Here is a 21,114-nt window from a genome sequence, read left to right as displayed (position 1 = left end):
ATCGCTAGCGGGCCGACAACAAGGGGGCGTTATGAACCATGTCTGGGGACTCTTTTCCCATCCCGATCGTGAAATGCACGTGATCAGAAGCGAGAACGAAACGGTCAGTCATCACTATACCCACCACGTATTGATGTTGGCCGCGGTTCCGGTGATCTGCGCCTTTATCGGCACCACGCAAATCGGCTGGGACTTTGACGACGGCACCGTTGTTAAACTCTCATGGATGACCGGCCTGGCGCTGGCCGTCGTGTTTTACGGTCTGATGCTGGCGGGCGTGGCGGTGATGGGACGCGTGATTTACTGGATGGCGCGTAAATATCCGCAGCGGCCGTCGCTGGCCCACTGCATGGTATTCGCCGGTTACGTTGCGACTCCGCTGTTTCTGAGCGGCATCGTGGCGCTATATCCCATTGTCTGGCTGTGCGCATTGGTTGGCACCCTGGCGCTGTTTTATACCGGCTATCTGCTGTATGTCGGCATTCCGACCTTCCTGAATATTAACAAAGAAGAGGGCCTGAGCTTCTCGGGTTCGACGCTGGCCATCGGGGTGCTGGTGCTCGAAGCCCTGCTGGCGCTAACGGTTATTCTTTGGGGTTATGGATACCGTCTCTTCTGACGTTTCTGCATTGCTGGTGTAATTGCCAGCAATGCAGCATCTGTTCACGATTAACTGCTGGCAGCAAGGCATCCGGGCGGCTATGATGCCTGTGCCAGCCCCTGCGCACGGCTTTGCACGGGCGGTGTACGTTATTACGTGCATGAATAATTATCAGAAATCTCACCATGCTCAAATTCCGCATTTCTATACTGAGTCTTGCACTGTTGCTGGCTGTGCCAGTGGCGACCCCCGCGCTCGCCAAAACCGCTGCCGTGACTGCTGCGGCGCAACCGGAAATTGCCTCCGGTAGCGCAATGATTGTCGATCTCGAAACCAACAAAGTGATCTACGCCAGCCATCCGAATAGGGTGCGCCCGATTGCGTCTATCACCAAACTCATGACCGCGATGGTGGTGCTGGATGCACGGCTGCCGCTGGATGAAAAGCTGCGCGTCGACATCAGCCAGACGCCTGAAATGAAAGGGATCTACTCCCGCGTACGCCTGAACAGCGAAATCAGCCGCAAAAATATGCTGCTGCTGGCGCTGATGTCCTCGGAAAACCGCGCGGCGGCCAGTCTGGCGCACCACTATCCGGGCGGCTATAAGGCCTTTATCCAGGCGATGAATAACAAAGCCCGTTCTCTGGGCATGACCCAGACGCACTTTGTTGAACCTACCGGCCTGTCGATTCAGAACGTCTCGACCGCCCAGGATCTGACCAGGCTGCTGATTGCCAGCAAACAGTACCCGCTGCTCGACCAGCTCAGCACCACCCGTGAAGAGATGGCGACCTTCTCGCATCCGGCCTATACGCTGCCGTTCCGTAACACCAACCATCTGGTTTACCGGGATAACTGGAATATTCAGCTGACCAAAACCGGCTTTACCAATGCCGCAGGGCACTGTCTGGTGATGCGTACGGTCATTAACGGTAAGCCAGTGGCGCTGGTGGTGATGGATGCGTTTGGCAAATATACCCACTTTGCCGATGCCAGCCGTCTGCGGACCTGGATTGAAACCGGGAAGGCACAGCCGGTTCCGGCGGCGGCCCTGAGCTATAAAAAGCAGAAAGCCGCGCAGATGGCGACCGCGCAAAACGATTAAGTTATCGGTGTTTGCCGGGTGGTGCTGCGCCACTCGGTAATCGTATTATTCCGGCGGGGTCCAGTCACCGTCGTTGAGCGGGCGCTGCATAATTAGCGTATCGCGCCAGTCACCCTTCTTGAATCCCACGCTTCTGAGCTGTCCGGCCACTTCAAATCCGTATTTTTTATGCAGGCGTAGCGAGCCGATGTTGTTTGGCCCGTCGCCGACGATGGCAATCATCTGCCGCCAGGGGCCTTCTTCGCTGCGGGCGATTAGCGCGCTCAGCAGAGCGCTGCCAAATCCGCGCCCCGGGGTGCTGGCTTCAACGTAAATGGATTCTTCAATGGTGTAGCGATAGGCGGGGCGGGGGCGGTAGGGGGTGGCGTAGCAGTAGCCCACCACGATGCCCTGATAGATGGCCACCAGCCAGGGTAAGCCTTTGCTGACCACCGCGCTCATGCGCTCGCGCATCTCTTCGACAGTGGGGGGAACATCTTCAAACGATGCGCGTCCGTTGAGGACGTGCCAGGCGTAGATGGCCGTAATGGCCTGGGCGTCGTCTGCCCGGGCATCGCGTATTTTAAGGTCAGTCCCGATTGAAATTTCAATAGCCGACATGGTATGCCCGCTCCTCAGCGAAAAAGCCAGAGAAATGTTTCTCTGGCGACCTGTCGCTACTCTAGACCTATTTGTGTGGGCTTAACAGCCAGTTAACCGGGGCTAACTGGTTTGATCAGTGGCTTGCATATTAACAGTCGCTGTTTGCGGCGCCTCCTGCCAGTTTTTATGCTTGGTTGTTTTACCAATGCCCGGATTCATGCTGTTGGTGGGGTCATTTTCACGATAAAACTGCTTTAATGCCTCTGGCGCTTCATACACGTGACCGACATTGTGTTCTGCAGGATACTGCGCGCCGCGCGCCTGCAGCAGGGTCAACATTTGCGCCTTCAGCGCGTGAGCGTCGACCCCTTTCTTAACGATGTAATCCTGGTGGAAGACGTAGCACATAAAATGGCCGTAATAGAGTTTATGCACCAGCTGGCTGTCGATCTCTGGCGGCAGGGTTTCAAACCAGTCGGTATCGTTACGACGCAGGGCGATATCCAGCGCCAGAATATCTTCCACCTCGTCGGCGTGCACCGCCTGATAGCGGATCGCTGCACCTGCGGCGGCAAAGCGGTGTAAGAACGCCTTGCTGCCCTCTTCCGGGGTACAGGCAAAGAAGTCGCCCTCAGCCGTTTTAAAGAACCCGGACAGCCACGCCTGCGCTTCGGCAATTCCGTCGCCCGACATTTTCAGCAGCAGGTGATGCTCATACTTATCGCGCCAGCTTTTCATGCGCGGCGGCAGATGCGCCGGGAAGGCGCTGCCCAGCTTCTGCATAAAGCGGTCGCTGAAGTGCGGCTTGAACAGCGAGACTTTCTCCAGCATCGCATCGGTGCGCCCCTTCATGGTGAAGAAGAAGGGCATTTTATCGGTGCCGAGCTTGTCGATCATCAGGAAGGTATCTTTGCCGTAGCGCTCGGCGATGTCGTAGATGTCCCGGTGCATATACTCACCGGCCACCGGCAGATGGGTGAACTCGCCGAGAATATGACGACGAATCTCGGTCAGCACCTCGGGCTGGTTGGTACCGATGTAAAACACCTGCTGCTGCTTCTCGGCCTTGAAGGTATCCAGACGCACGGCAAACACCGCCAGCTTGCCCGCGCAGCCGGAGGATTCAAACAGCCGGTCCGGGTCGGCGTTATAGCGCGCCGGGGTGTCCGCGTCGATTTCGCGCACCCGGGTAATGTAGTCATGATCGTGGGCGTGGCGGCCGTCATGCAGCACATCGCTGTCCTTGACCCGCTCATCGTCGAGCTTGCTGAGGATCTGTTCCGGGGTCACGCCAAGATCGATACCCAGATGGTTCACCAGCTGCAGCTTGCCGCTCTCATCGATGCGGGCGAACAGGGACATTTCGGTGTACGCCGGGCCGCGCTGCACCAGCGAGCCGCCGGAGTTATTGCAGATCCCGCCAATCACCGAGGCGCCAATGCACGATGAACCAATCACCGAATGCGGTTCCCGGCCCAGCGGCTTGAGCGCTTTTTCCAGCGCATACAGGGTGGTGCCCGGGAAGGCCAGCACCTGCTCGCCTTTATCCAGCAGATGCAGTTTGTCGAGGCGCAGGGTGCTGATAATCACAATGTCGCGGTCATAATCGTTGCCGTTTGGCGTGGAGCCTTCGGTCAGACCGGTATTCGCCGCCTGCATCAGAATGATTTTATCGGCCGCGACGCAGGCGCTGAGCACCCGCCACAGCTCCAGCAAGCTTCCCGGGAATACGACGGCGAGCGCGTTGCCCTGGCCTGAGCGAAAGCCCTTGCGGTAGCGGGCGGTCTTCGCAGCATCGGTCAGCAGATGCGCGTGACCCACCAGGCGCGACAGGTCATTAATAAAAGTCTCGTTATCGTGATTTTGAACAGAGGACATCTTCCACCCCTTGTGGTAAGTCAAAATGATCGCCATAAATCATAGCGCGATTAATGTTTAAGCGAACACCTATTCGCCTGCAAAATCAGAGAATAAACCCTGCACCCTGCTCTGGGTTTATGGCACACTGCGCTCTTCGCACGGTCTGGCCGCGACTATCCGGCGGTTTTTGATGAGAGAGTAAACGAGATGAAATGGCTTTGTTCTGTAGGTATCGCTGTGAGTCTGGCGTTGCAACCTGCGCTGGCAGATGACCTGTTTGGCAATCATCCGCTGACGCCGGAAGCCCGGGACGCATTTGTTACTGACCTGCTCACAAAAATGTCGGTCGATGAGAAAATCGGCCAGCTGCGTTTGATCAGCGTAGGCCCGGATAACCCGAAAGAGGCGATTCGCGAGATGATCAAAGCCGGGCAGGTGGGGGCGATTTTCAACACCGTCACCCGTCAGGATATCCGCAAAATGCAGGATCAGGTGATGGAACTCAGCCATCTGAAAATTCCCCTGTTCTTTGCCTATGACGTGGTCCACGGTCAGCGTACCGTCTTCCCGATAAGCCTCGGGCTGGCCTCCTCCTTTAATCTTGATGCAGTGAAAACGGTCGGACGCGTCTCGGCCTATGAAGCGGCGGACGACGGCCTGAACATGACCTGGGCGCCGATGGTGGATGTCTCGCGCGATCCGCGCTGGGGCCGCGCCTCGGAAGGCTTTGGTGAAGACACTTACCTGACCGCGACGATGGGCAAAACCATGGTTGAAGCAATGCAGGGCAAAAGCCCGGCGGATCGCTATGCGGTGATGACCAGCGTTAAGCACTTCGCCGCCTACGGTGCCGTCGAAGGCGGGAAAGAGTACAACACCGTTGATATGAGCCCGCAGCGCCTGTTCAACGACTATATGCCGCCGTACAAAGCGGGACTGGATGCGGGCAGCGGCGCGGTAATGGTGGCGCTGAACTCCCTGAACGGCACCCCGGCGACCTCCGACGCCTGGCTGCTGAAAGACGTCCTGCGCGACCAGTGGGGCTTTAAGGGCATCACCGTGTCCGACCACGGGGCGATCAAAGAGCTGATTAAACACGGCGCGGCATCCGATCCGGAAGATGCGGTCCGCGTGGCGCTGAAGTCCGGCATCAACATGAGTATGAGCGACGAGTACTACAGCAAATACCTGCCGGGGCTGATTAAAAGCGGCAAAGTCACGATGGCCGAGCTGGATGACGCCGCCCGCCACGTGCTGAACGTGAAGTATGACATGGGGCTGTTTAACGATCCGTACAGCCATCTGGGGCCAGTAGAGTCCGATCCAGAAGACACCAACGCCGAAAGCCGCCTGCACCGCAAAGAGGCGCGCGACGTGGCGCGTGAAAGCCTGGTGCTGCTGAAGAACCGTCTCGAGACGCTGCCGCTGAGCAAATCCGGCACCGTTGCGGTGGTGGGGCCGCTGGCTGACAGCAAGCGTGACGTGATGGGCAGCTGGTCTGCCGCAGGCGTGGCGGATCAATCTGTGACCGTGCTGACCGGCATCCAGAATGCACTTGGTGACAAGGGCAAGGTGATTTACGCCAAAGGTGCGAACGTCACCGGCGACCAGGATATCGTCACCTTCCTCAACCAGTACGAAGAGGCGGTGAAGGTCGATCCGCGTCCGGCGCAGGAGATGATTGACGAAGCGGTGAATGCGGCGAAACAGTCTGACGTCGTGGTTGCCGTGGTGGGTGAAGCCCAGGGGATGGCGCATGAAGCGTCGAGCCGTACCGATATCACCCTCCCGCAGAGCCAGAAGGCGCTGATTGCCGCGCTGAAAGCCACCGGCAAACCGCTGGTACTGGTGCTGATGAACGGTCGTCCGCTGGCGCTGGTAGAAGAGAATCAGCAGGCTGACGCGATTCTGGAAACCTGGTTCGCCGGCACCGAGGGCGGTAACGCCATTGCCGACGTGCTGTTCGGCGATTACAACCCGTCGGGCAAACTGCCGATGTCCTTCCCGCGCTCCGTGGGGCAGATCCCGGTTTACTACAGCCACCTGAATACCGGTCGCCCGTATAACGCCGATAAGCCGAACAAGTACACCTCGCGCTATTTCGACGAAGCCAACGGCCCGCTGTATCCGTTCGGTTATGGCCTGAGCTACACCAGCTTCACCGTGTCTGACGTAAAAATGTCCTCCCCGACCATGGCACGTGACGGCAGCGTGACCGCCAGTGTGGAAGTGACCAACAGCGGCAAACGTGAAGGGGCGACGGTAATGCAGCTGTACGTGCAGGATGTCACCGCCTCGATGAGCCGTCCGGTGAAACAGCTGCGCGGTTTTGAGAAGGTGAACCTGAAGCCGGGCGAAACCAAAACCGTCAGCTTCCCGATTGACGTCGATGCGCTTAAGTTCTGGAACCAGCAGATGAAATATGACGCTGAGCCGGGCAAATTCAACGTCTTTATTGGTGTTGATTCTGCCCGCGTGAACAAAGGCGAGTTCGAACTGCTGTAAACCCGGCAATAGCCAAACGGGGTCGGTCCACGTCATTCGTGACCGGCCCCGCAATTTTTCTTCCCTTTGTCCTCAAACGCGGTTAACCCTCGCTTTTATCCCGCACGCCTGATGATGAACTGTGATGATTTTCACATTTCATCGCTGCATTGCCTGCCAAAACGTGAACCCCATCAAAAGCACTTTGCGGTGCGTCATCCCGCCGTGATGCTGTTCACTCTTCGTTAAAAATCCGCGGAATCCCCCCGCCAGCCATGGCCTGAAACGGCGTTAAATGCCTGTCACTTAATAGCTGACAGGTATCCACATGAAGCTCTCCTTAGATGATGTCAATCTCGACCGCAGCGGTCTGTCTCTTGTCACCCACACCCTGCAGGGCTTAATAGATACCCTGGCGCAGGCGGGTGGCGGCACGCTGGTGGTGACGCCCGGCACTTACTTGACTGGCACGCTGGTGCTGCCGTCACGCTTCACCCTGCACCTGGAGGCGGGCGCGCGTCTGCTGGCCAGCCCGCACGAGGCTGACTATCAGGTTGCCGAAACGCAAAGCATGGCGGAGCTGTCGCGGATGGCGCTGCTGTACGCTCGCGATGCGCAGCACCTGACGCTCAGCGGTGCAGGCTGTATCGACGGTAACGCCCGCGCCTGGTTTGCTCCACAGCCTGATGCCCAGGGCTATCGCCAGCCGAAAACCCACCGCCCGCGAATGCTGGTGCTGGAGGGCTGCCAGCAGGTGCGGATCGCGGATATCACCTTGTGCGACGCGCCGATGTGGACCGCGCACCTGGTCTGCTGTAAACACGTTTTTATCAACAACCTCACCATCGACAACGATCTGACGCTCTCCAATACCGATGCGCTGGATATCGACAGCTGCCAGCATGTTCACCTCAGCAACAGCTATTTTAGCGCTGCCGATGATGGCATCTGCCTGAAAACCACCGCCAAAGCGGCGGAACTTCAGCAGGCGACAGAGAACGTCACGGTCAACAACTGCATCATCCGCTCGAAGAGCTGCGCGATCAAAGTCGGGACCGAAACCTTCGCCGATATCCGCAATATCGCGGTTAACAACTGCGTTATCTTCGAATCCAATCGCGCCATCGGCCTGGTCTCCCGGGATGGTGGCCAGTTCAGCCAGATGCTGTTCAGCAATATTCTCTTCGACTGCCACCACGGTGACCCGTGCCACTGGGGCAAAGCCGATCCGGTGTTTGTCTCGGTTCGCCATCGCGCACCGGATATCGCACCGGGGCAGATTCGCCTGGTCACCTTTTCCAACCTCAGCGGTAGCGGGGAGGGGGCCATCAACCTGCACAGCGACATTCCGGGCGCGATTCGCGACGTTACCTTCAACGGCCTGACCTTCTCCCAGCAGCTGAGCGTGAGCGACGAGCAGGGCAGCTACGACGTGCGCCCGCCCTGCAATCCCGAGCGACCAACCGGAATGGGGCTGGATAACGCCTATCTCGTCAATCCGCAAACCGGGCGCGCGCACGGGGTTGAGCCTTATCCGCACGGCCTGCCTGCGCTGTATGCCACCGGCGTTCAGGGGTTACAGCTTAATGGCCTCACCATTACCCGTCCGCAGCCGCTCCCGGCAGGCTGGGATGACGAGGCGATCCGGGTTTATCCGGTACAGTCAGGAAACAGAAAATGATAAAAAAAGTGCGTGAAATAAAACTGCGTAACTACGTCTGCTACGGACTGGCCGACGTGATCGGCTCCGGCGCGTTTACGCTGGTCAGCGCCTGGCTGCTGTTCTTCTTAACCACTTTCTGCGGACTCTCGCCGATCGAAGCGGGTTCGCTGTTTGCAGTGGCGCGCATTGTCGATGTGATCATGTGTCCGGTCATCGGTTACGTTTCCGATAACTTCCATAAAACGGCACTCGGCCGTCGCTTTGGCCGCCGCCGCTTCTTCCTGCTGGCCAGTATTCCGCTGGTGTCGGTTTACAGCCTGCTGTGGGTCGAAGGCTTCAACTACTGGATGTACCTGCTGTTCTACATTTTGTTTGAGATCGTCTACACCATGATCATCATCCCTTACGACACCCTGTCGGCAGAGATGACCTCTGATTTCAACAAGCGTTCTAAGCTCACCAGCGCCCGCATGTACATTGCCCAGTTGGCCGGTTTTGCCGCCGCGTTCCTGCCGGGGCGTCTGGTGGCGTACTTCGGCCCGGAGTCGTCAGATTCGTTCTTTTATACCGGGGCCATCTTCACCGTCTCCTTTATGATCGTGCTGTTCTTTGTCTACTTCGGGACCTGGGAACGAACGCTTGAGGAGATCCAGCAGAGCGAAGTCCACGACGAAGAAGAAGAGAAAGAGCCGCTGGCGACCCGCATCTACCATATCTATTACGATTTCGTCTCGACTCTGAAAATCAAAACCTTCCGTTCGCATCTGGGGATGTACCTCGGCGGCTCGGTAGCTCAGGATATTTTTAACTCGGTGTTTACCTATTTCGTGGTCTTTGCCCTGATGACCTCGTCGGTGATGGCCTCGAACCTGCTTGGCGTGATCAACGCTCTGCAGTTCTTTGGTGTTGGCATTGCTACCTGGCTGACCCTGCGCTATTCCCCGTCCCGCGCCTTTGCCACTCAGGCGTCGATGGGGCTGGTGGCCTTTGCGCTGCTGGTGTCGGCCTACTTCAGCGAAACCAGCGGCATGATGATGCTGTACGCCGGAGCGGCGATTGCCGGTCTGGCGCGCGGCGGGATCTATGCCATTCCATGGAATAACTACACCTTCGTGGCGGACGTGGATGAGATCCTCACCTGCCAGCGGCGGGAGGGGATCTTCGCTGGCTTTATGAGCCTGCTGCGTAAAGCCTCGCAGGCGATGTCGATTTTCCTCGTCGGGGTGGCGCTGCAGATGTCCGGCTTTGTCTCCGGCCAGAGCACCCAGCCCCAGTCGGCCATCAACATGATCATGGTGATCATGATTGTGCTCCCGGTGATCCTCACCCTCTGGGGGATCTGGTCGGCCTTCCAGTTCCGCGTTAACAGCCGGACGCACGCCATTCTTAACGACGAGGTGGCGCGCCTGAAGCAGGGCGGCAGCAAAGCCAGTGTCAGTGCAGAAAACCGCCGGGTCATCGAAAGCCTGACCGGTATGCCGTACGAGCACTGCTGGGGCGACAACACCGTGGGTTATCTCAACCGCAAACGGATGCTGGCGCGCCAGAGCCCGGCGCAGTTGACCAACGCCTGACCCTCCAACCCGGACCGGGCTTGTGGGCCCGGTCTGCTCAAGACGAAGCAAAATGACAGAACACAGCGTATACATTCAGCACGGGCTCTGGGCCAGGCTGGGACTCCCCCGCGAACTGAGCTGGGGCTTTATCGGGATTTTTCTCTTCATTACCGGGGCCACCATCGAGCAGAGCTGGCTGGCCTCGATGCTGCAACACCGCGGTTTCGACGCCTTCCACATCAGCCTGCTGTCGTCAGTGTTTGGCCTGTGCGTGGCGGTGGTATCGTGGTTCTCCGGAATAGGCGCAGGCGTGCTTGGCCTGCGCCGTCTGATGTGGGCGGCGACGGCGGTCTACTTTATCGGCTCGATTCCGTTTATCGGCTATGCCCTGCCGCAGGGGAACTACCCGCTGATGGTAGCGAGCTATGCCCTGCGCGGCGTGGCCTATCCACTGTTTGCCTACTCGTTTCTGGTGTGGATTAACCAGCGCTGCGAGCCGCGTATTCTCGGACGCGCGGTCTCCTGGTTCTGGATCGCCTTTGGCGTGGGGATGACTATCGTCGGGCCCTGGTACTCCGGGGTGATGCTGCCCGCAATTGGCGAAACCACCACCCTGCTGAGCGGCTTTGTTTTTGTGGTGCTGGGGGCGGTCTGTGCGCTGGTGCTGAATCAGGACCGCCCGGAGGTGGAGCAGGGCGGCAGCATGGGCGCGGCCCTGAGCGAAGGAATCAGGGTGCTGGTGCGCGAGCCGACAATGCGTCTCGCGGTAATCGTCAAAACCATCAACGATATCGGCAAATTTTCGCTGGTGATCCTGATGCCGGTCTACCTGCCGCACTTTGGCTTCAGCATTGCGCAATGGCTCACCATCTGGGGGCTGGTAAACGTGGTCAACATCTTCGCCAGCTACTTCTTTGGCTGGCTGGGCGACACCATCGGCTGGCGCAATACGGTGGCCTGGTTCTCCGGCACCCTCTGCGGACTGGCGATGCTGGCGGTGTGCTATGCCCCAGTGCTGTTTGGCAACAGTGAAACCGCGCTGTTCTGCGCCCTGGCGCTGTACGCCATCGGGCTGGGCGCTTTCGGGCCGCTCAGCGCGCTGATCCCATCGCTGCTCCCGGATAACAAAGGCGCGGCCATTTCGTGTCTGAATCTGGGGTCCGGCCTGAGTAACTTTGTCGGGCCGCTGATCGTTACCCTGTGCGTAGCCCCTTTCGGCGTCGAGGGGACGCTGTGGGTCATCGCCATTCTGTACTTTGCTGCCAGCGTGCTGACCCTGCCGTTAAAACTGCCGGAGTTGCGCTAAACGCCCGCTTATCGTCTACGCTTTTCTCTCAAGCCTCTGAAAACGGCGGCAAAATAACGAGGGCATTGGAATGACGATCTCAAAGGGGATTTTAGGCTCGGCGGCGCTGCTGGCGGCGCTGAGCCTGCCATTACAGGCGGCGGAGCCGATTAAAGTCGGGTCGAAAATCGATACAGAAGGCGCCCTGCTCGGCAATATCATTTTGCAGGTGCTGGAAAGCCACGGCGTTAAAACGGTCAATAAAGTCCAGCTTGGCACCACCCCGGTGGTGCGCGGAGCGATCACCTCTGGCGAGCTGGATATCTACCCGGAATACACTGGCAACGGAGCCTTCTTCTTCAAAGATGAAAACGACCCGGCATGGAAAAATGCAAAGAATGGGTATGAGAAAGTCAAAAAGCTTGATGCGGAGAAGAACCACCTGATCTGGCTGACCCCGGCCCCGGCCAACAACACCTGGACCATTGCGGTGCGCAAGGATCTGGCGGAAAAAGGCAAACTCACCTCGCTGGACGATCTCAGCCGCTACCTGAAAGAGAAAGGGGACTTTAAGCTGGCCGCCTCGGCCGAGTTTATCGAGCGCCCGGATGCCCTGCCGGCGTTTGAAAAAGCCTATGACTTTAAGCTCGATCAGAGCCAGCTCCTGTCGCTGGCGGGCGGCGATACCGCAGTGACCATTAAAGCGGCGGCCCAGCAGACCTCCGGCGTGAACGCGGCGATGGCTTACGGCACCGACGGCCCGGTCGCGGCGCTCGGCCTGCAAACCCTGACCGACCCGAAAGGCGTTCAGCCGATCTATGCCCCGACCCCGGTGGTGCGCGAGGCGGTGCTGAAAGCCTATCCGCAGCTGGACGCGTGGCTGAAGCCGGTGTTTGCCAGCCTCGACGAGAAAACCCTGCAGCAGCTGAATGCCAGCATTGCAGTCGAAGGGCTGGATGCCAAAAAAGTGGCGGCAGATTACCTGAAGCAAAAAGGGCTGGTTAAGTAGCCCCAGGATTGTTCGGTGCCAATACGATGTCATAACCGCGTCCTGCTACTGCTGGCGATGATTGCCGTGGTTGCAGGCGCGCTGCCGTTTGTGAATTTCGCCCCTAACCGGCTGATGTCCGGGGTAGGGCGCGCGGCATGGCAGGTGTGGTCGTTTTCGCCTGCGCTGCTGTTCCTGCCGCTGGGCCTGCTGCTGGGGTTAACCCTGGTGCGCGGGCGCTGGGCGCTGGTTGCGACGCTGGCGGTCTGCCAGCTGCTGTTTACCCTGCTGGTCTGGAGCGCCGGGCTTGCCGCCTCGCACCTCGCCAGCAGTGAAAGCCCGCTGGCGCGCACCGGCGTGGGCAGCGGGCTGTGGCTGTGGCTGGCATTGAGCCTGCTGGCCTGTAGCGATGTTATCCGCCGACTCAGCCCGCAGCCGCTCTGGCGCTGGCTGCTGCAGGCGCAAATCTGGATCCTGCCATTATTGCTGCTTTTTCACGGCGAACTTAACGCCCTGTCGCTGCTCAAGGAGTATGCCAACCGGCAGGATGTCTTTAATGACGCCCTGACACAGCATCTGACCCTGCTGCTGGGGACCCTGTTTCCGGCGCTGCTGATGGGCGTACCGCTGGGGATGTTTTGCTATCGCCAGCCGCGCTATCAGGGACCGGTTTTTGCAGTGCTGAACGTTATTCAGACCATTCCCTCGGTGGCACTGTTTGGCCTGCTGATTGCGCCCCTGGCCGGACTGACCCGTGCCTGGCCCTGGCTGTCGTCGCTGGGTATTGCCGGGACCGGCATGACCCCGGCGCTGATTGCCCTGGTGCTTTACGCCCTGTTGCCGCTGGCGCGCGGGGTGTTGGCGGGGCTGATCCAGGTGCCAGCCGAGGTGCTGGAGAGCGCCGACGCGATGGGAATGAATAGCAGGCAACGCTTCTGGCAGATCCAGCTGCCGCTGGCGCTGCCGGTGCTGCTGCGCGGCCTGCGAGTGGTGGCGGTGCAGACGGTAGGGATGGCGGTGATTGCGGCGTTGATTGGCGCAGGGGGATTTGGTGCGCTGGTGTTCCAGGGGCTGCTGAGCAGCGCCCTCGATCTGGTGCTGCTGGGCGTGGTGCCGACCATTGCGCTGGCGGTGGTGATCGACGCCCTGTTCGCGCTGTGGATAGCCCTGCTCAAAAGGAGTTCCAATGATTGAGTTTCATGACGTAAGCAAAACTTTTGCCGGGCAACCCGCCGTCAACAACCTGAACCTGACCTTTGCCGAAGGGGCCTTTTCGGTGCTTATTGGCACCTCGGGCTCGGGCAAATCCACCACCCTGAAGATGATCAACCGGCTGGTAGAGCATGACAGCGGTCTGATCCGCTTCGCCGGGGAGGAGATCCGCAGCCTGCCGATGCTGGCGCTGCGTCGACGGATGGGCTACGCCATTCAGTCGATTGGCCTGTTTCCGCACTGGACGGTGGCGCGCAACATTGCCACCGTGCCGCAGCTACAAAAATGGCCCCGGCAAAAAATTAACGATCGTGTGGATGAACTGATGGCCCTGCTGGGGCTGGATCCGGTGCTGCGGGAGCGCTATCCGCACCAGCTCTCTGGCGGCCAGCAGCAGCGGGTCGGCGTGGCGCGTGCTCTGGCGGCTAACCCGGAGGTGCTGCTGATGGACGAACCCTTCGGCGCGCTCGATCCGGTCACCCGCGGTGCGCTGCAGATGGAGATGACCCGCATTCACCGTATTCTCGGGCGCACCATTATTCTGGTGACCCACGATATCGATGAAGCCCTGCGGCTGGCCGATCATCTGGTGCTGATGGACCACGGCAACGTGGTGCAGCAGGGCACGCCCCTGACCCTGCTGACCCAGCCGGAGAATGCCTTTGTACGCGAATTTTTTGGCCGCAGCGAGCTGGGCGTGCGCCTGCTGTCGCTGCGGACGGTAGGCGGATCCATGCGCCAGGAGATTGCCCCGAGCGACGCCACCCCATTGCGCGACGCCATGAGCCTGCGGGATGCGCTCTCGGCGTTTGTCACCTGTCGCTGCGAAGCCCTGCCGGTGGTCAATGAGCACAATCAGCCGTGCGGCACCCTTTATTTTCGCGATCTGCTGCGAACGGAGGCAGGGGATGATGTGGCTCCGTGATCCGCTCCTGTGGCTGGTGACGCTGTTTATCACCCTGCTGCTGGTGATGCCCTACAGCGCACCGCTGTTCAGCGCGCTGTTTCCCGCGCTGCCGCGCCCGGTCTATCAGCAGGAGAGCTTTCTCAGCCTGACGCTTTCCCACTTCTGGCTGGTGGGGGTCTCCAGCGTCCTGGCGATGGCGCTGGGGATCGGCGCCGGGATCGCCGTCACTCGCGAGGCTGGACGCGAGTTTCGCCCGTTGGTCGAGACCATTGCGGCGGTCGGACAGACCTTTCCGCCGGTGGCGGTGCTGGCGATTGCGGTGCCGGTAATGGGTTTTGGTCAGCAGCCGGCAATTGTCGCTCTGATCCTCTACGGCGTGCTGCCGATTTTACAGGCGACGCTGGCAGGGTTGGCGGCGGTACCTGCGGCGGCCATCAGCGTGGCTGAGGGGATGGGAATGAGCGGCTGGCAGCGTCTGCGCAACGTCGAGCTGCCGCTGGCGGCACCGGTGATGCTGGCCGGGATCCGCACCTCTGTCATCATTAATATCGGAACGGCGGCGATTGCCTCTACGGTGGGGGCGAACACACTGGGAACGCCGATCATTATCGGCTTAAGCGGCTTTAATACCGCCTACATCATTCAGGGGGCCGTGCTGGTGGCGCTGGCAGCGATTGTGGTGGATCGCGCGTTTGAGCGGCTGGCGCAGAGACTCAGCCGACACCGCCGCGAACAATAAACGAATAGCCTGCCAGCATCACGCCGCCGATACCGCTGACAGCCATGAGAACGAACAGGGTAATAACGGCCACTTTGGCTGCGTTCATAATGTGCTCCTTATGTTATCGGCACGATTATACGGTGAAGCGCAGGTGTTAATGAACCATTAATTGCCGTTTAGCGGGAACACCGGATAACCATTTTCCTGCCACCGGGTAAGCTGCTGCTGCTGAGCGGCCGTAGGCGACTCGCCACACCACACCAGCAGCGTCTGGCCATCGAACAGCTCCGGGCGCAGCTGCACCAGCGAGTGCGCCAGCACATCGACTCGCCAGCCCTGCTGGGCGGCAATCCACGCTTCCAGCCACAGGCGGGTGGTGTCGTGAACATTCCAGCCGACCACCAGCGCATCTTTGCTGTTCTTCTTGCGCGCCGAGGCCAGGCAAATACAGATGTAGTTAATCAGTACGCCATCCAGCGCGCTGAGCAGGGCCTGAAGGGTGGGTTGTTGTGATTGCAGGCGTCGACGTAGCGGAATGAAAAGAGAGGTAATTAAGGTCTGGGCGGGGTATTCGCTGCCTCGCTCCTTGAGCCACACGCGCAGGCGATGCAGATGACCGCACTGGAGATAGCGCAGCAGCACCTCCTGCTGTTCACGCCAGATATCCTGTTCATCGCTGTTTTCCGGGCTCAGCAACGATTTGACTTTGCCCACCTGGACGCCGTTATCGATCCAGCCTTTAATCTCACGGATCCGGTCGATATCGGCATCATTGAACAGGCGGTGTCCACCGTCGGTTCGCTGCGGTTTAAGTAATCCATAACGCCGCTGCCATGCTCGTAACGTTACAGGATTGATATCACACAGGAGTGCTACTTCCCCTATCGTATACAGCGCCATGGAATCCCCCGGCTTGCGCTTACCCAGATTAACTGTAGTCGCAGATTGTCGAACCAGGAAGGGCTGCTCTTTTTTTGCACAAAAAATGCGATAATCAGATTATGTTAAGGAAAAGATGTGATGCTGGACACGAAAAACCATCTTTCCAGAACGGCCACAAAGAAAGTTACAGCGCATCAGTGTATGTTACGCGCTTTTAGAGTTTTCGGTTTCCAGGTATGTACGAATTTAATCTGGTGTTGCTGCTGCTACAGCAGATGTGCGTGTTTCTGGTCATCGCCTGGCTGATGAGTAAAACGCGGCTGTTTATTCCTCTGATGCAGGTTACCGTTCGCCTGCCCCACAAGCTGCTCTGCTATGTCACGTTCTCGATTTTCTGCATCCTGGGCACCTATCTGGGTCTGCATATTGAGGATTCTATCGCCAACACCCGTGCCATTGGCGCGGTGATGGGCGGGTTGCTCGGCGGCCCGGTGGTCGGCGGGCTGGTGGGACTCACCGGTGGGCTGCACCGCTACTCAATGGGCGGCATGACCGCCCTGAGCTGTATGATTTCGACCATTGTCGAAGGGCTGCTCGGCGGGTTGGTGCATAGCATTATGGTCCGACGCGGGCGCCCGGATAAAGTCTTTAGCCCGCTGACGGCGGGGGTTGTCACCCTGGTCGCTGAGCTGGTACAGATGCTGATCATCCTGCTGATTGCCCGCCCGTTCGATAATGCCCTGCATCTGGTCGGCAATATTGCCGCGCCGATGATGGTCACCAACACGGTGGGCGCGGCGCTGTTTATGCGCATTCTGCTCGACAAGCGGGCGATGTTTGAAAAGTATACTTCTGCCTTTTCGGCTACCGCGCTGAAGGTAGCGGCCTCAACGGAGGGGATCCTGCGGCAGGGCTTTAACGAAGAGAACAGCATGAAGGTGGCACAGGTGCTGCACCAGGAGCTGGATATCAGCGCCGTCGCCATCACCGATCGCGAGCGGCTGCTGGCCTTTACCGGTACCGGCGACGATCATCATCTGCCCGGCAAACCGATCTCCTCAACCTATACGCTGCGGGCCATTGAGACCGGGGAAGTGGTGTACGCCGACGGCAATGAAGTGCCGTACCGCTGTTCGCTGCACCCGCAATGTAAGCTGGGCTCGACGCTGGTGATTCCCCTGCGCGGCGAAAACCAGCGGGTGATGGGTACCATCAAGCTGTATGAAGCTAAAAACCGGCTGTTCAGCTCCATCAACCGTACCCTCGGGGAGGGGATTGCCCAGCTGCTGTCGGCGCAGATCCTCGCCGGGCAGTACGAGCGGCAGAAGGCGCTGCTGACCCAGTCGGAAATCAAGCTGCTGCATGCCCAGGTCAATCCGCATTTCCTGTTTAACGCCCTTAATACCCTGAAGGCGGTGATCCGTCGGGACAGCGATCAGGCGAGCCAGTTGGTGCAGTTTCTGTCGACCTTTTTCCGTAAAAACCTGAAGCGGCCGTCCGAAATTGTCACCCTCGCCGATGAGATTGAGCACGTGAATGCCTATCTGCAAATCGAGAAGGCGCGCTTCCAGTCCCGCCTGCAGGTGCAGCTCTTGGTGCCGGATGAGCTGGCCTGGCAGCAGTTGCCCGCCTTCACCTTACAACCGATTGTGGAAAATGCGATCAAGCACGGGACGTCGCAGCTGCTGGGCACCGGCGAGATAGCCATTACCGCCAGCCGCTTCAATGGCTATCTGGTGCTGGATATTGAAGATAACGCCGGGCTGTATACCTCTGCGCAAGAGGGCGGCGGCCTGGGGATGGGGCTGGTAGATAAACGCCTGCGTGCCCACTTTGGTGAGAATTGCGGGATCACCGTCGCCTGCGAGCCGGACCGATTTACCCGCATAACCTTAAGACTGCCTCTGGAGGAACACGCATGTTAAATGTGCTGATTGTTGATGATGAGCCTCTGGCGCGGGAAAACCTGCGCTTCCTGCTGCAGGGGCAGAGCGATATCGAGATTGTCGGTGAGTGCGCCAACGCCATCGAAGCCATCGGCGCGGTGCATAAACTGCGCCCGGATGTGCTGTTTCTGGATATCCAGATGCCGCGTATCAGCGGCCTGGAGCTGGTGGGAATGCTCGACCCGGAGCACCGGCCCTATATTGTGTTTCTCACCGCCTTTGATGAATACGCGGTAAAAGCGTTCGAAGAGCATGCCTTTGACTATCTACTCAAACCCATTGAAGAGCCGCGGCTGGAAAAGACCCTGAGCCGCCTGCGTCAGGAGCGGAGCGTGCAGGATGTGTCGCTGCTGGCGGAAAACCAGCAGCCGCTGAAGTTCATCCCCTGTTCCGGCCACAGCCGTATTTATCTGCTGCAGATGGACGACGTGGCCTTTGTCAGCAGCCGGATGAGTGGGGTATTTGTTACCAGCCACGAAGGCAAAGAGGGCTTTACCGAACTGACGCTGAGAACGCTGGAGAGCCGCACGCCACTGCTGCGCTGTCATCGTCAGTTTCTGGTCAATCTGGCGCATCTGAAAGAGATCCGTCTGGAGGAGAACGGGCAGGCGGAGCTGGTGCTGAGGGCAGGACAGACGGTACCGGTCAGCCGTCGCTACCTGAAGAGCCTGAAAGAGGCGATAGGGCTGTAAAACTGGTACACTGCGCCCATCGCTTCACCGACAGTTAAAGGCACTCATGCTTAGTAATGACATTCTTCGTAGCCTGCGCTACACCCTGAAAGCAAATAATAACGACATGGTGCGCATTCTTGCACTTGCCGACATGGAAGCCACGTCCGCCGGGTTTGATACCTGGATGACAAAAGAAGATGAGGAGGGATTTATCCGCTGCCCGGATATCATCCTGTCTGGCTTCCTGAATGGTCTGATCTATGACAAGCGCGGCAAAGATGAATCCGCCCCTGAGCTGGCGCTTGAGCGTCGTGTTAACAACAACACGGTGCTGAAAAAGCTGCGTATCGCATTTTCCCTGAAGACCGACGATATCCTGGCGATCATGACTGAGCAAAAGTTCCGTGTCTCTGTCCCGGAAATCACCGCCATGATGCGCGCGGCGGAACATAAAAATTACCGCGAGTGTGGGGATCAGTTTCTGCGTAATTTCCTGCGCGGATTGACCCATCGGGTGCATCACCCGAAAGCGTGATTTTAGCCGGGTAAGGCGACGCCGCCACCCGGCAAAAGGGCATAAAAAAGCCGGAGATAATCTCCGGCTTTTTCGTTTATTTCACCTGATGACCAGGCTGCGCACCGCTGTCCGGGCTTAACAGGAAAATATCTTTCCCACCAGGGCCGGCGGCCATTACCATCCCTTCCGAGATGCCAAAGCGCATTTTACGCGGGGCGAGGTTCGCCACCATCACCGTGTGGCGGCCAATCAACGCCTGCGGATCCGGATATGCGGAGCGGATGCCGGAGAAGACGTTACGCTTCTCGCCGCCCAGATCCAGCGTCAGGCGCAGCAGTTTGTCGGAGCCTTCAACAAATTCCGCGTTTTCAATCAGCGCCACGCGCAGATCGACTTTGGCGAAATCGTCAAAGCTGATGGTCTCCTGAATCGGCTCATCCGCCAGCGGACCGGTGATCGGTGCGGCTGCGGCTTTCACCTCTTCTTTAGAGGCCTCGACCAGCGCTTCAACCTGCTTCATCTCAATGCGGTTATATAGCGCCTTGAACGCGTTCAGCTTGTGGCCGAGCAGCGGCTGGTTGATGCTATCCCAGCTCAGTTCGGTGTTCAGGAACGCTTCGGTACGTTCTGCCAGCTGCGGCAGAACCGGCTTCAGATAGGACATCAGCACGCGGAACAGGTTGATACCCATGGAGCAGATAGCCTGCAGGTCGGCATCGCGGCCTTCCTGTTTCGCCACCACCCACGGTGCCTGCTCGTCAACGTAGCGGTTGGCCAGATCGGCCAGCGCCATGATTTCGCGGACGGCTTTGCCGAACTCGCGGCTTTCCCACGCATCGCCGATGGTCTGTGCTGCGTCGATAAAGGTCTGGTACAGGGCCGGATCCGCCAGCTCAGCGGCCATCACACCGTCGAAACGCTTGGCGATAAAGCCCGCATTACGCGAGGCAAGGTTGACCACTTTGTTGACGATATCCGCGTTCACGCGCTGGACGAAATCTTCAAGATTCAGGTCGATATCGTCGATGCGGGAAGAGAGCTTCGCCGTGTAGTAGTAGCGCAGGCTGTCGGCGTCAAAATGGTTCAGCCAGGTGCTGGCCTTAATGAACGTCCCGCGAGATTTGGACATCTTCGCGCCGTTGACCGTCACGTAGCCGTGGACGAACAGGTTGGTCGGCTTGCGGAAGTTGCTGCCTTCCAGCATCGCTGGCCAGAACAGGCTGTGGAAGTAGACGATGTCCTTGCCGATAAAGTGATACAGCTCGGCGGTGGAGTCTTTCTTCCAGTACTCTTCAAAGCTGACGGTGTCGCCGCGCTTGTCGCACAGGTTCTTGAAAGAACCCATGTAGCCGATTGGCGCATCCAGCCAGACGTAGAAATATTTGCCCGGCGCGTCCGGGATTTCGAAGCCGAAGTACGGTGCATCGCGGGAGATATCCCACTGCTGCAGGCCGGATTCAAACCACTCCTGCATTTTGTTCGCCACCTGCTCCTGCAGCGCGCCGCTGCGGGTCCACGCCTGCAGCATCGCGCTGAACGACGGCAGGTCGAAGAAGAAGTGTTCGGAATCACGCATTTCAGGCGTCGCGCCGGAGACCACGGACTTTGGCTCAATCAGCTCAGTCGGGCTGTAGGTCGCGCCGCACACTTCGCAGTTATCTCCATACTGATCCGCTGCCTTACATTTCGGGCAGGTGCCTTTCACAAAACGGTCCGGGAGGAACATGCCTTTTTCCGGATCGTAGAGCTGAGAGATGGTGCGGTTTTTGATAAAACCGTTCTCTTTCAGGCGGGTGTAGATCAGCTCCGATAGCTCGCGGTTCTCGTCGCTGTGCGTCGAGTGGTAGTTATCGTAGCTGATGTCGAAGCCGGCAAAATCGGTCTGATGCTCCTGACTCATTTCGGTGATCATCTGCTCAGGAGAAATTCCCAACTGCTGGGCTTTCAGCATGATCGGCGTGCCGTGGGCGTCGTCCGCGCAGATAAAGTTAACCTGATGGCCGCGCATTCGCTGGTAACGGACCCAGACATCAGCCTGGATATGCTCCAGCATGTGGCCGAGGTGGATTGAACCGTTTGCGTACGGCAGTGCGCACGTTACCAGAATTTTTTTCGCGACTTGAGTCATAG

Annotated in this window: 18 protein-coding genes; 13 read left to right on the top strand and 5 right to left on the bottom strand. The window is 58.7% G+C overall.

What is annotated here, in order from left to right; all coding sequences use genetic code 11:
* Positions 1-31 precede the first annotated feature (31 nt).
* Together M8014_RS12370 and pbpG are read left to right on the top strand one after the other, a co-directional pair.
* Positions 32-619: a Yip1 family protein gene (locus M8014_RS12370; protein WP_271282737.1), complete on the top strand. Its 588-nt coding sequence runs from the start codon at positions 32-34 to the stop codon at positions 617-619.
* A 167-nt stretch (positions 620-786) separates the two neighbouring features.
* A complete protein-coding gene (gene pbpG / locus M8014_RS12365) occupies positions 787-1,707 on the top strand; it encodes a D-alanyl-D-alanine endopeptidase (RefSeq protein ID WP_271282736.1) in 921 nt (306 codons plus the stop codon).
* Positions 1,708-1,752: 45 nt separating this feature from the next.
* On the opposite strand, the gene M8014_RS12360 is transcribed toward pbpG, so the two are convergent.
* Positions 1,753-2,307 carry a GNAT family N-acetyltransferase gene (locus M8014_RS12360; RefSeq protein WP_271282735.1) on the bottom strand — a complete coding sequence of 185 codons (555 nt, stop codon included), beginning with the start codon at positions 2,305-2,307 and terminating at the stop codon, positions 1,753-1,755.
* A 102-nt stretch (positions 2,308-2,409) separates the two neighbouring features.
* A complete protein-coding gene (dld, locus tag M8014_RS12355; RefSeq protein WP_271282734.1) occupies positions 2,410-4,167 on the bottom strand; it encodes a D-lactate dehydrogenase in 1,758 nt (585 codons plus the stop codon).
* Between the two features lie 189 nt (positions 4,168-4,356).
* Here dld and bglX point away from each other — a divergent pair, with 189 nt between their 5' ends.
* The 8 genes from bglX to M8014_RS12315 all read left to right on the top strand — a co-directional run bounded on the left by bglX (position 4,357) and on the right by M8014_RS12315 (position 14,983).
* On the top strand, positions 4,357-6,654 hold the full coding sequence (bglX, locus tag M8014_RS12350) for a beta-glucosidase BglX (protein WP_271282733.1): 2,298 nt from the start codon (positions 4,357-4,359) through the stop codon (positions 6,652-6,654).
* A gap of 307 nt (positions 6,655-6,961) precedes the next feature.
* Positions 6,962-8,314 carry a glycoside hydrolase family 28 protein gene (locus tag M8014_RS12345; protein ID WP_271282732.1) on the top strand — a complete coding sequence of 451 codons (1,353 nt, stop codon included), beginning with the start codon at positions 6,962-6,964 and terminating at the stop codon, positions 8,312-8,314.
* The gene (locus M8014_RS12340) at positions 8,311-9,870 is read left to right on the top strand and encodes an MFS transporter (protein ID WP_271282731.1); all 1,560 of its coding nucleotides are present in this window, start codon (positions 8,311-8,313) and stop codon (positions 9,868-9,870) included. The genes M8014_RS12345 and M8014_RS12340 overlap by 4 nt, the downstream gene beginning before the upstream one ends.
* 52 nt (positions 9,871-9,922) lie before the next feature.
* Positions 9,923-11,158 carry an MFS transporter gene (locus M8014_RS12335; RefSeq protein WP_271282730.1) on the top strand — a complete coding sequence of 412 codons (1,236 nt, stop codon included), beginning with the start codon at positions 9,923-9,925 and terminating at the stop codon, positions 11,156-11,158.
* A gap of 70 nt (positions 11,159-11,228) precedes the next feature.
* Positions 11,229-12,146 carry a glycine betaine ABC transporter substrate-binding protein OsmF gene (gene osmF / locus M8014_RS12330; RefSeq protein WP_271282729.1) on the top strand — a complete coding sequence of 306 codons (918 nt, stop codon included), beginning with the start codon at positions 11,229-11,231 and terminating at the stop codon, positions 12,144-12,146.
* A gap of 15 nt (positions 12,147-12,161) precedes the next feature.
* On the top strand, positions 12,162-13,319 hold the full coding sequence (locus M8014_RS12325; RefSeq protein WP_271282728.1) for an ABC transporter permease: 1,158 nt from the start codon (positions 12,162-12,164) through the stop codon (positions 13,317-13,319).
* The gene (locus M8014_RS12320; RefSeq protein WP_271282727.1) at positions 13,312-14,262 is read left to right on the top strand and encodes an ABC transporter ATP-binding protein; all 951 of its coding nucleotides are present in this window, start codon (positions 13,312-13,314) and stop codon (positions 14,260-14,262) included. The genes M8014_RS12325 and M8014_RS12320 overlap by 8 nt, the downstream gene beginning before the upstream one ends.
* Positions 14,246-14,983, top strand: coding sequence for an ABC transporter permease (locus M8014_RS12315; RefSeq protein ID WP_271282726.1), 738 nt, complete (start codon positions 14,246-14,248; stop codon positions 14,981-14,983). The genes M8014_RS12320 and M8014_RS12315 overlap by 17 nt, the downstream gene beginning before the upstream one ends.
* On the opposite strand, the gene M8014_RS12310 is transcribed toward M8014_RS12315, so the two are convergent.
* Positions 14,958-15,071, bottom strand: coding sequence for a protein YohO (locus tag M8014_RS12310; protein WP_271268768.1), 114 nt, complete (start codon positions 15,069-15,071; stop codon positions 14,958-14,960). The genes M8014_RS12315 and M8014_RS12310 overlap by 26 nt on opposite strands.
* A 59-nt stretch (positions 15,072-15,130) precedes the next feature.
* Positions 15,131-15,865 (bottom strand): HTH-type transcriptional regulator MlrA, encoded by a 735-nt coding sequence (mlrA, locus tag M8014_RS12305; RefSeq protein WP_271282725.1) that lies wholly within the window; start codon positions 15,863-15,865, stop codon positions 15,131-15,133.
* 218 nt (positions 15,866-16,083) lie between these two features.
* Here mlrA and M8014_RS12300 point away from each other — a divergent pair, with 218 nt between their 5' ends.
* The 3 genes from M8014_RS12300 to M8014_RS12290 are packed head-to-tail and all read left to right on the top strand — an operon-like array spanning position 16,084 to position 19,002.
* Complete coding sequence (locus tag M8014_RS12300; RefSeq protein WP_271282724.1) at positions 16,084-17,772, top strand: sensor histidine kinase; 1,689 nt, start codon at positions 16,084-16,086, stop codon at positions 17,770-17,772.
* Positions 17,766-18,485, top strand: coding sequence for a two-component system response regulator BtsR (btsR, locus tag M8014_RS12295; RefSeq protein ID WP_271282723.1), 720 nt, complete (start codon positions 17,766-17,768; stop codon positions 18,483-18,485). The genes M8014_RS12300 and btsR overlap by 7 nt, the downstream gene beginning before the upstream one ends.
* 46 nt (positions 18,486-18,531) lie before the next feature.
* On the top strand, positions 18,532-19,002 hold the full coding sequence (locus M8014_RS12290; protein WP_271282722.1) for a YehS family protein: 471 nt from the start codon (positions 18,532-18,534) through the stop codon (positions 19,000-19,002).
* Between the two features lie 76 nt (positions 19,003-19,078).
* Here M8014_RS12290 and metG read toward each other — a convergent pair whose 3' ends face one another.
* A complete protein-coding gene (metG, locus tag M8014_RS12285; protein WP_271282721.1) occupies positions 19,079-21,112 on the bottom strand; it encodes a methionine--tRNA ligase in 2,034 nt (677 codons plus the stop codon).
* Positions 21,113-21,114 lie beyond the last annotated feature (2 nt).

The sequence above is a fragment of the Silvania hatchlandensis genome (genome assembly GCF_025564065.1).
Taxonomy (GTDB): Bacteria; Pseudomonadota; Gammaproteobacteria; order Enterobacterales; family Enterobacteriaceae; genus Enterobacter; species Enterobacter hatchlandensis.
Note: the sequence above shows the minus strand (reverse complement) of the source record. Positions and strands in the feature narration are given on the sequence as shown.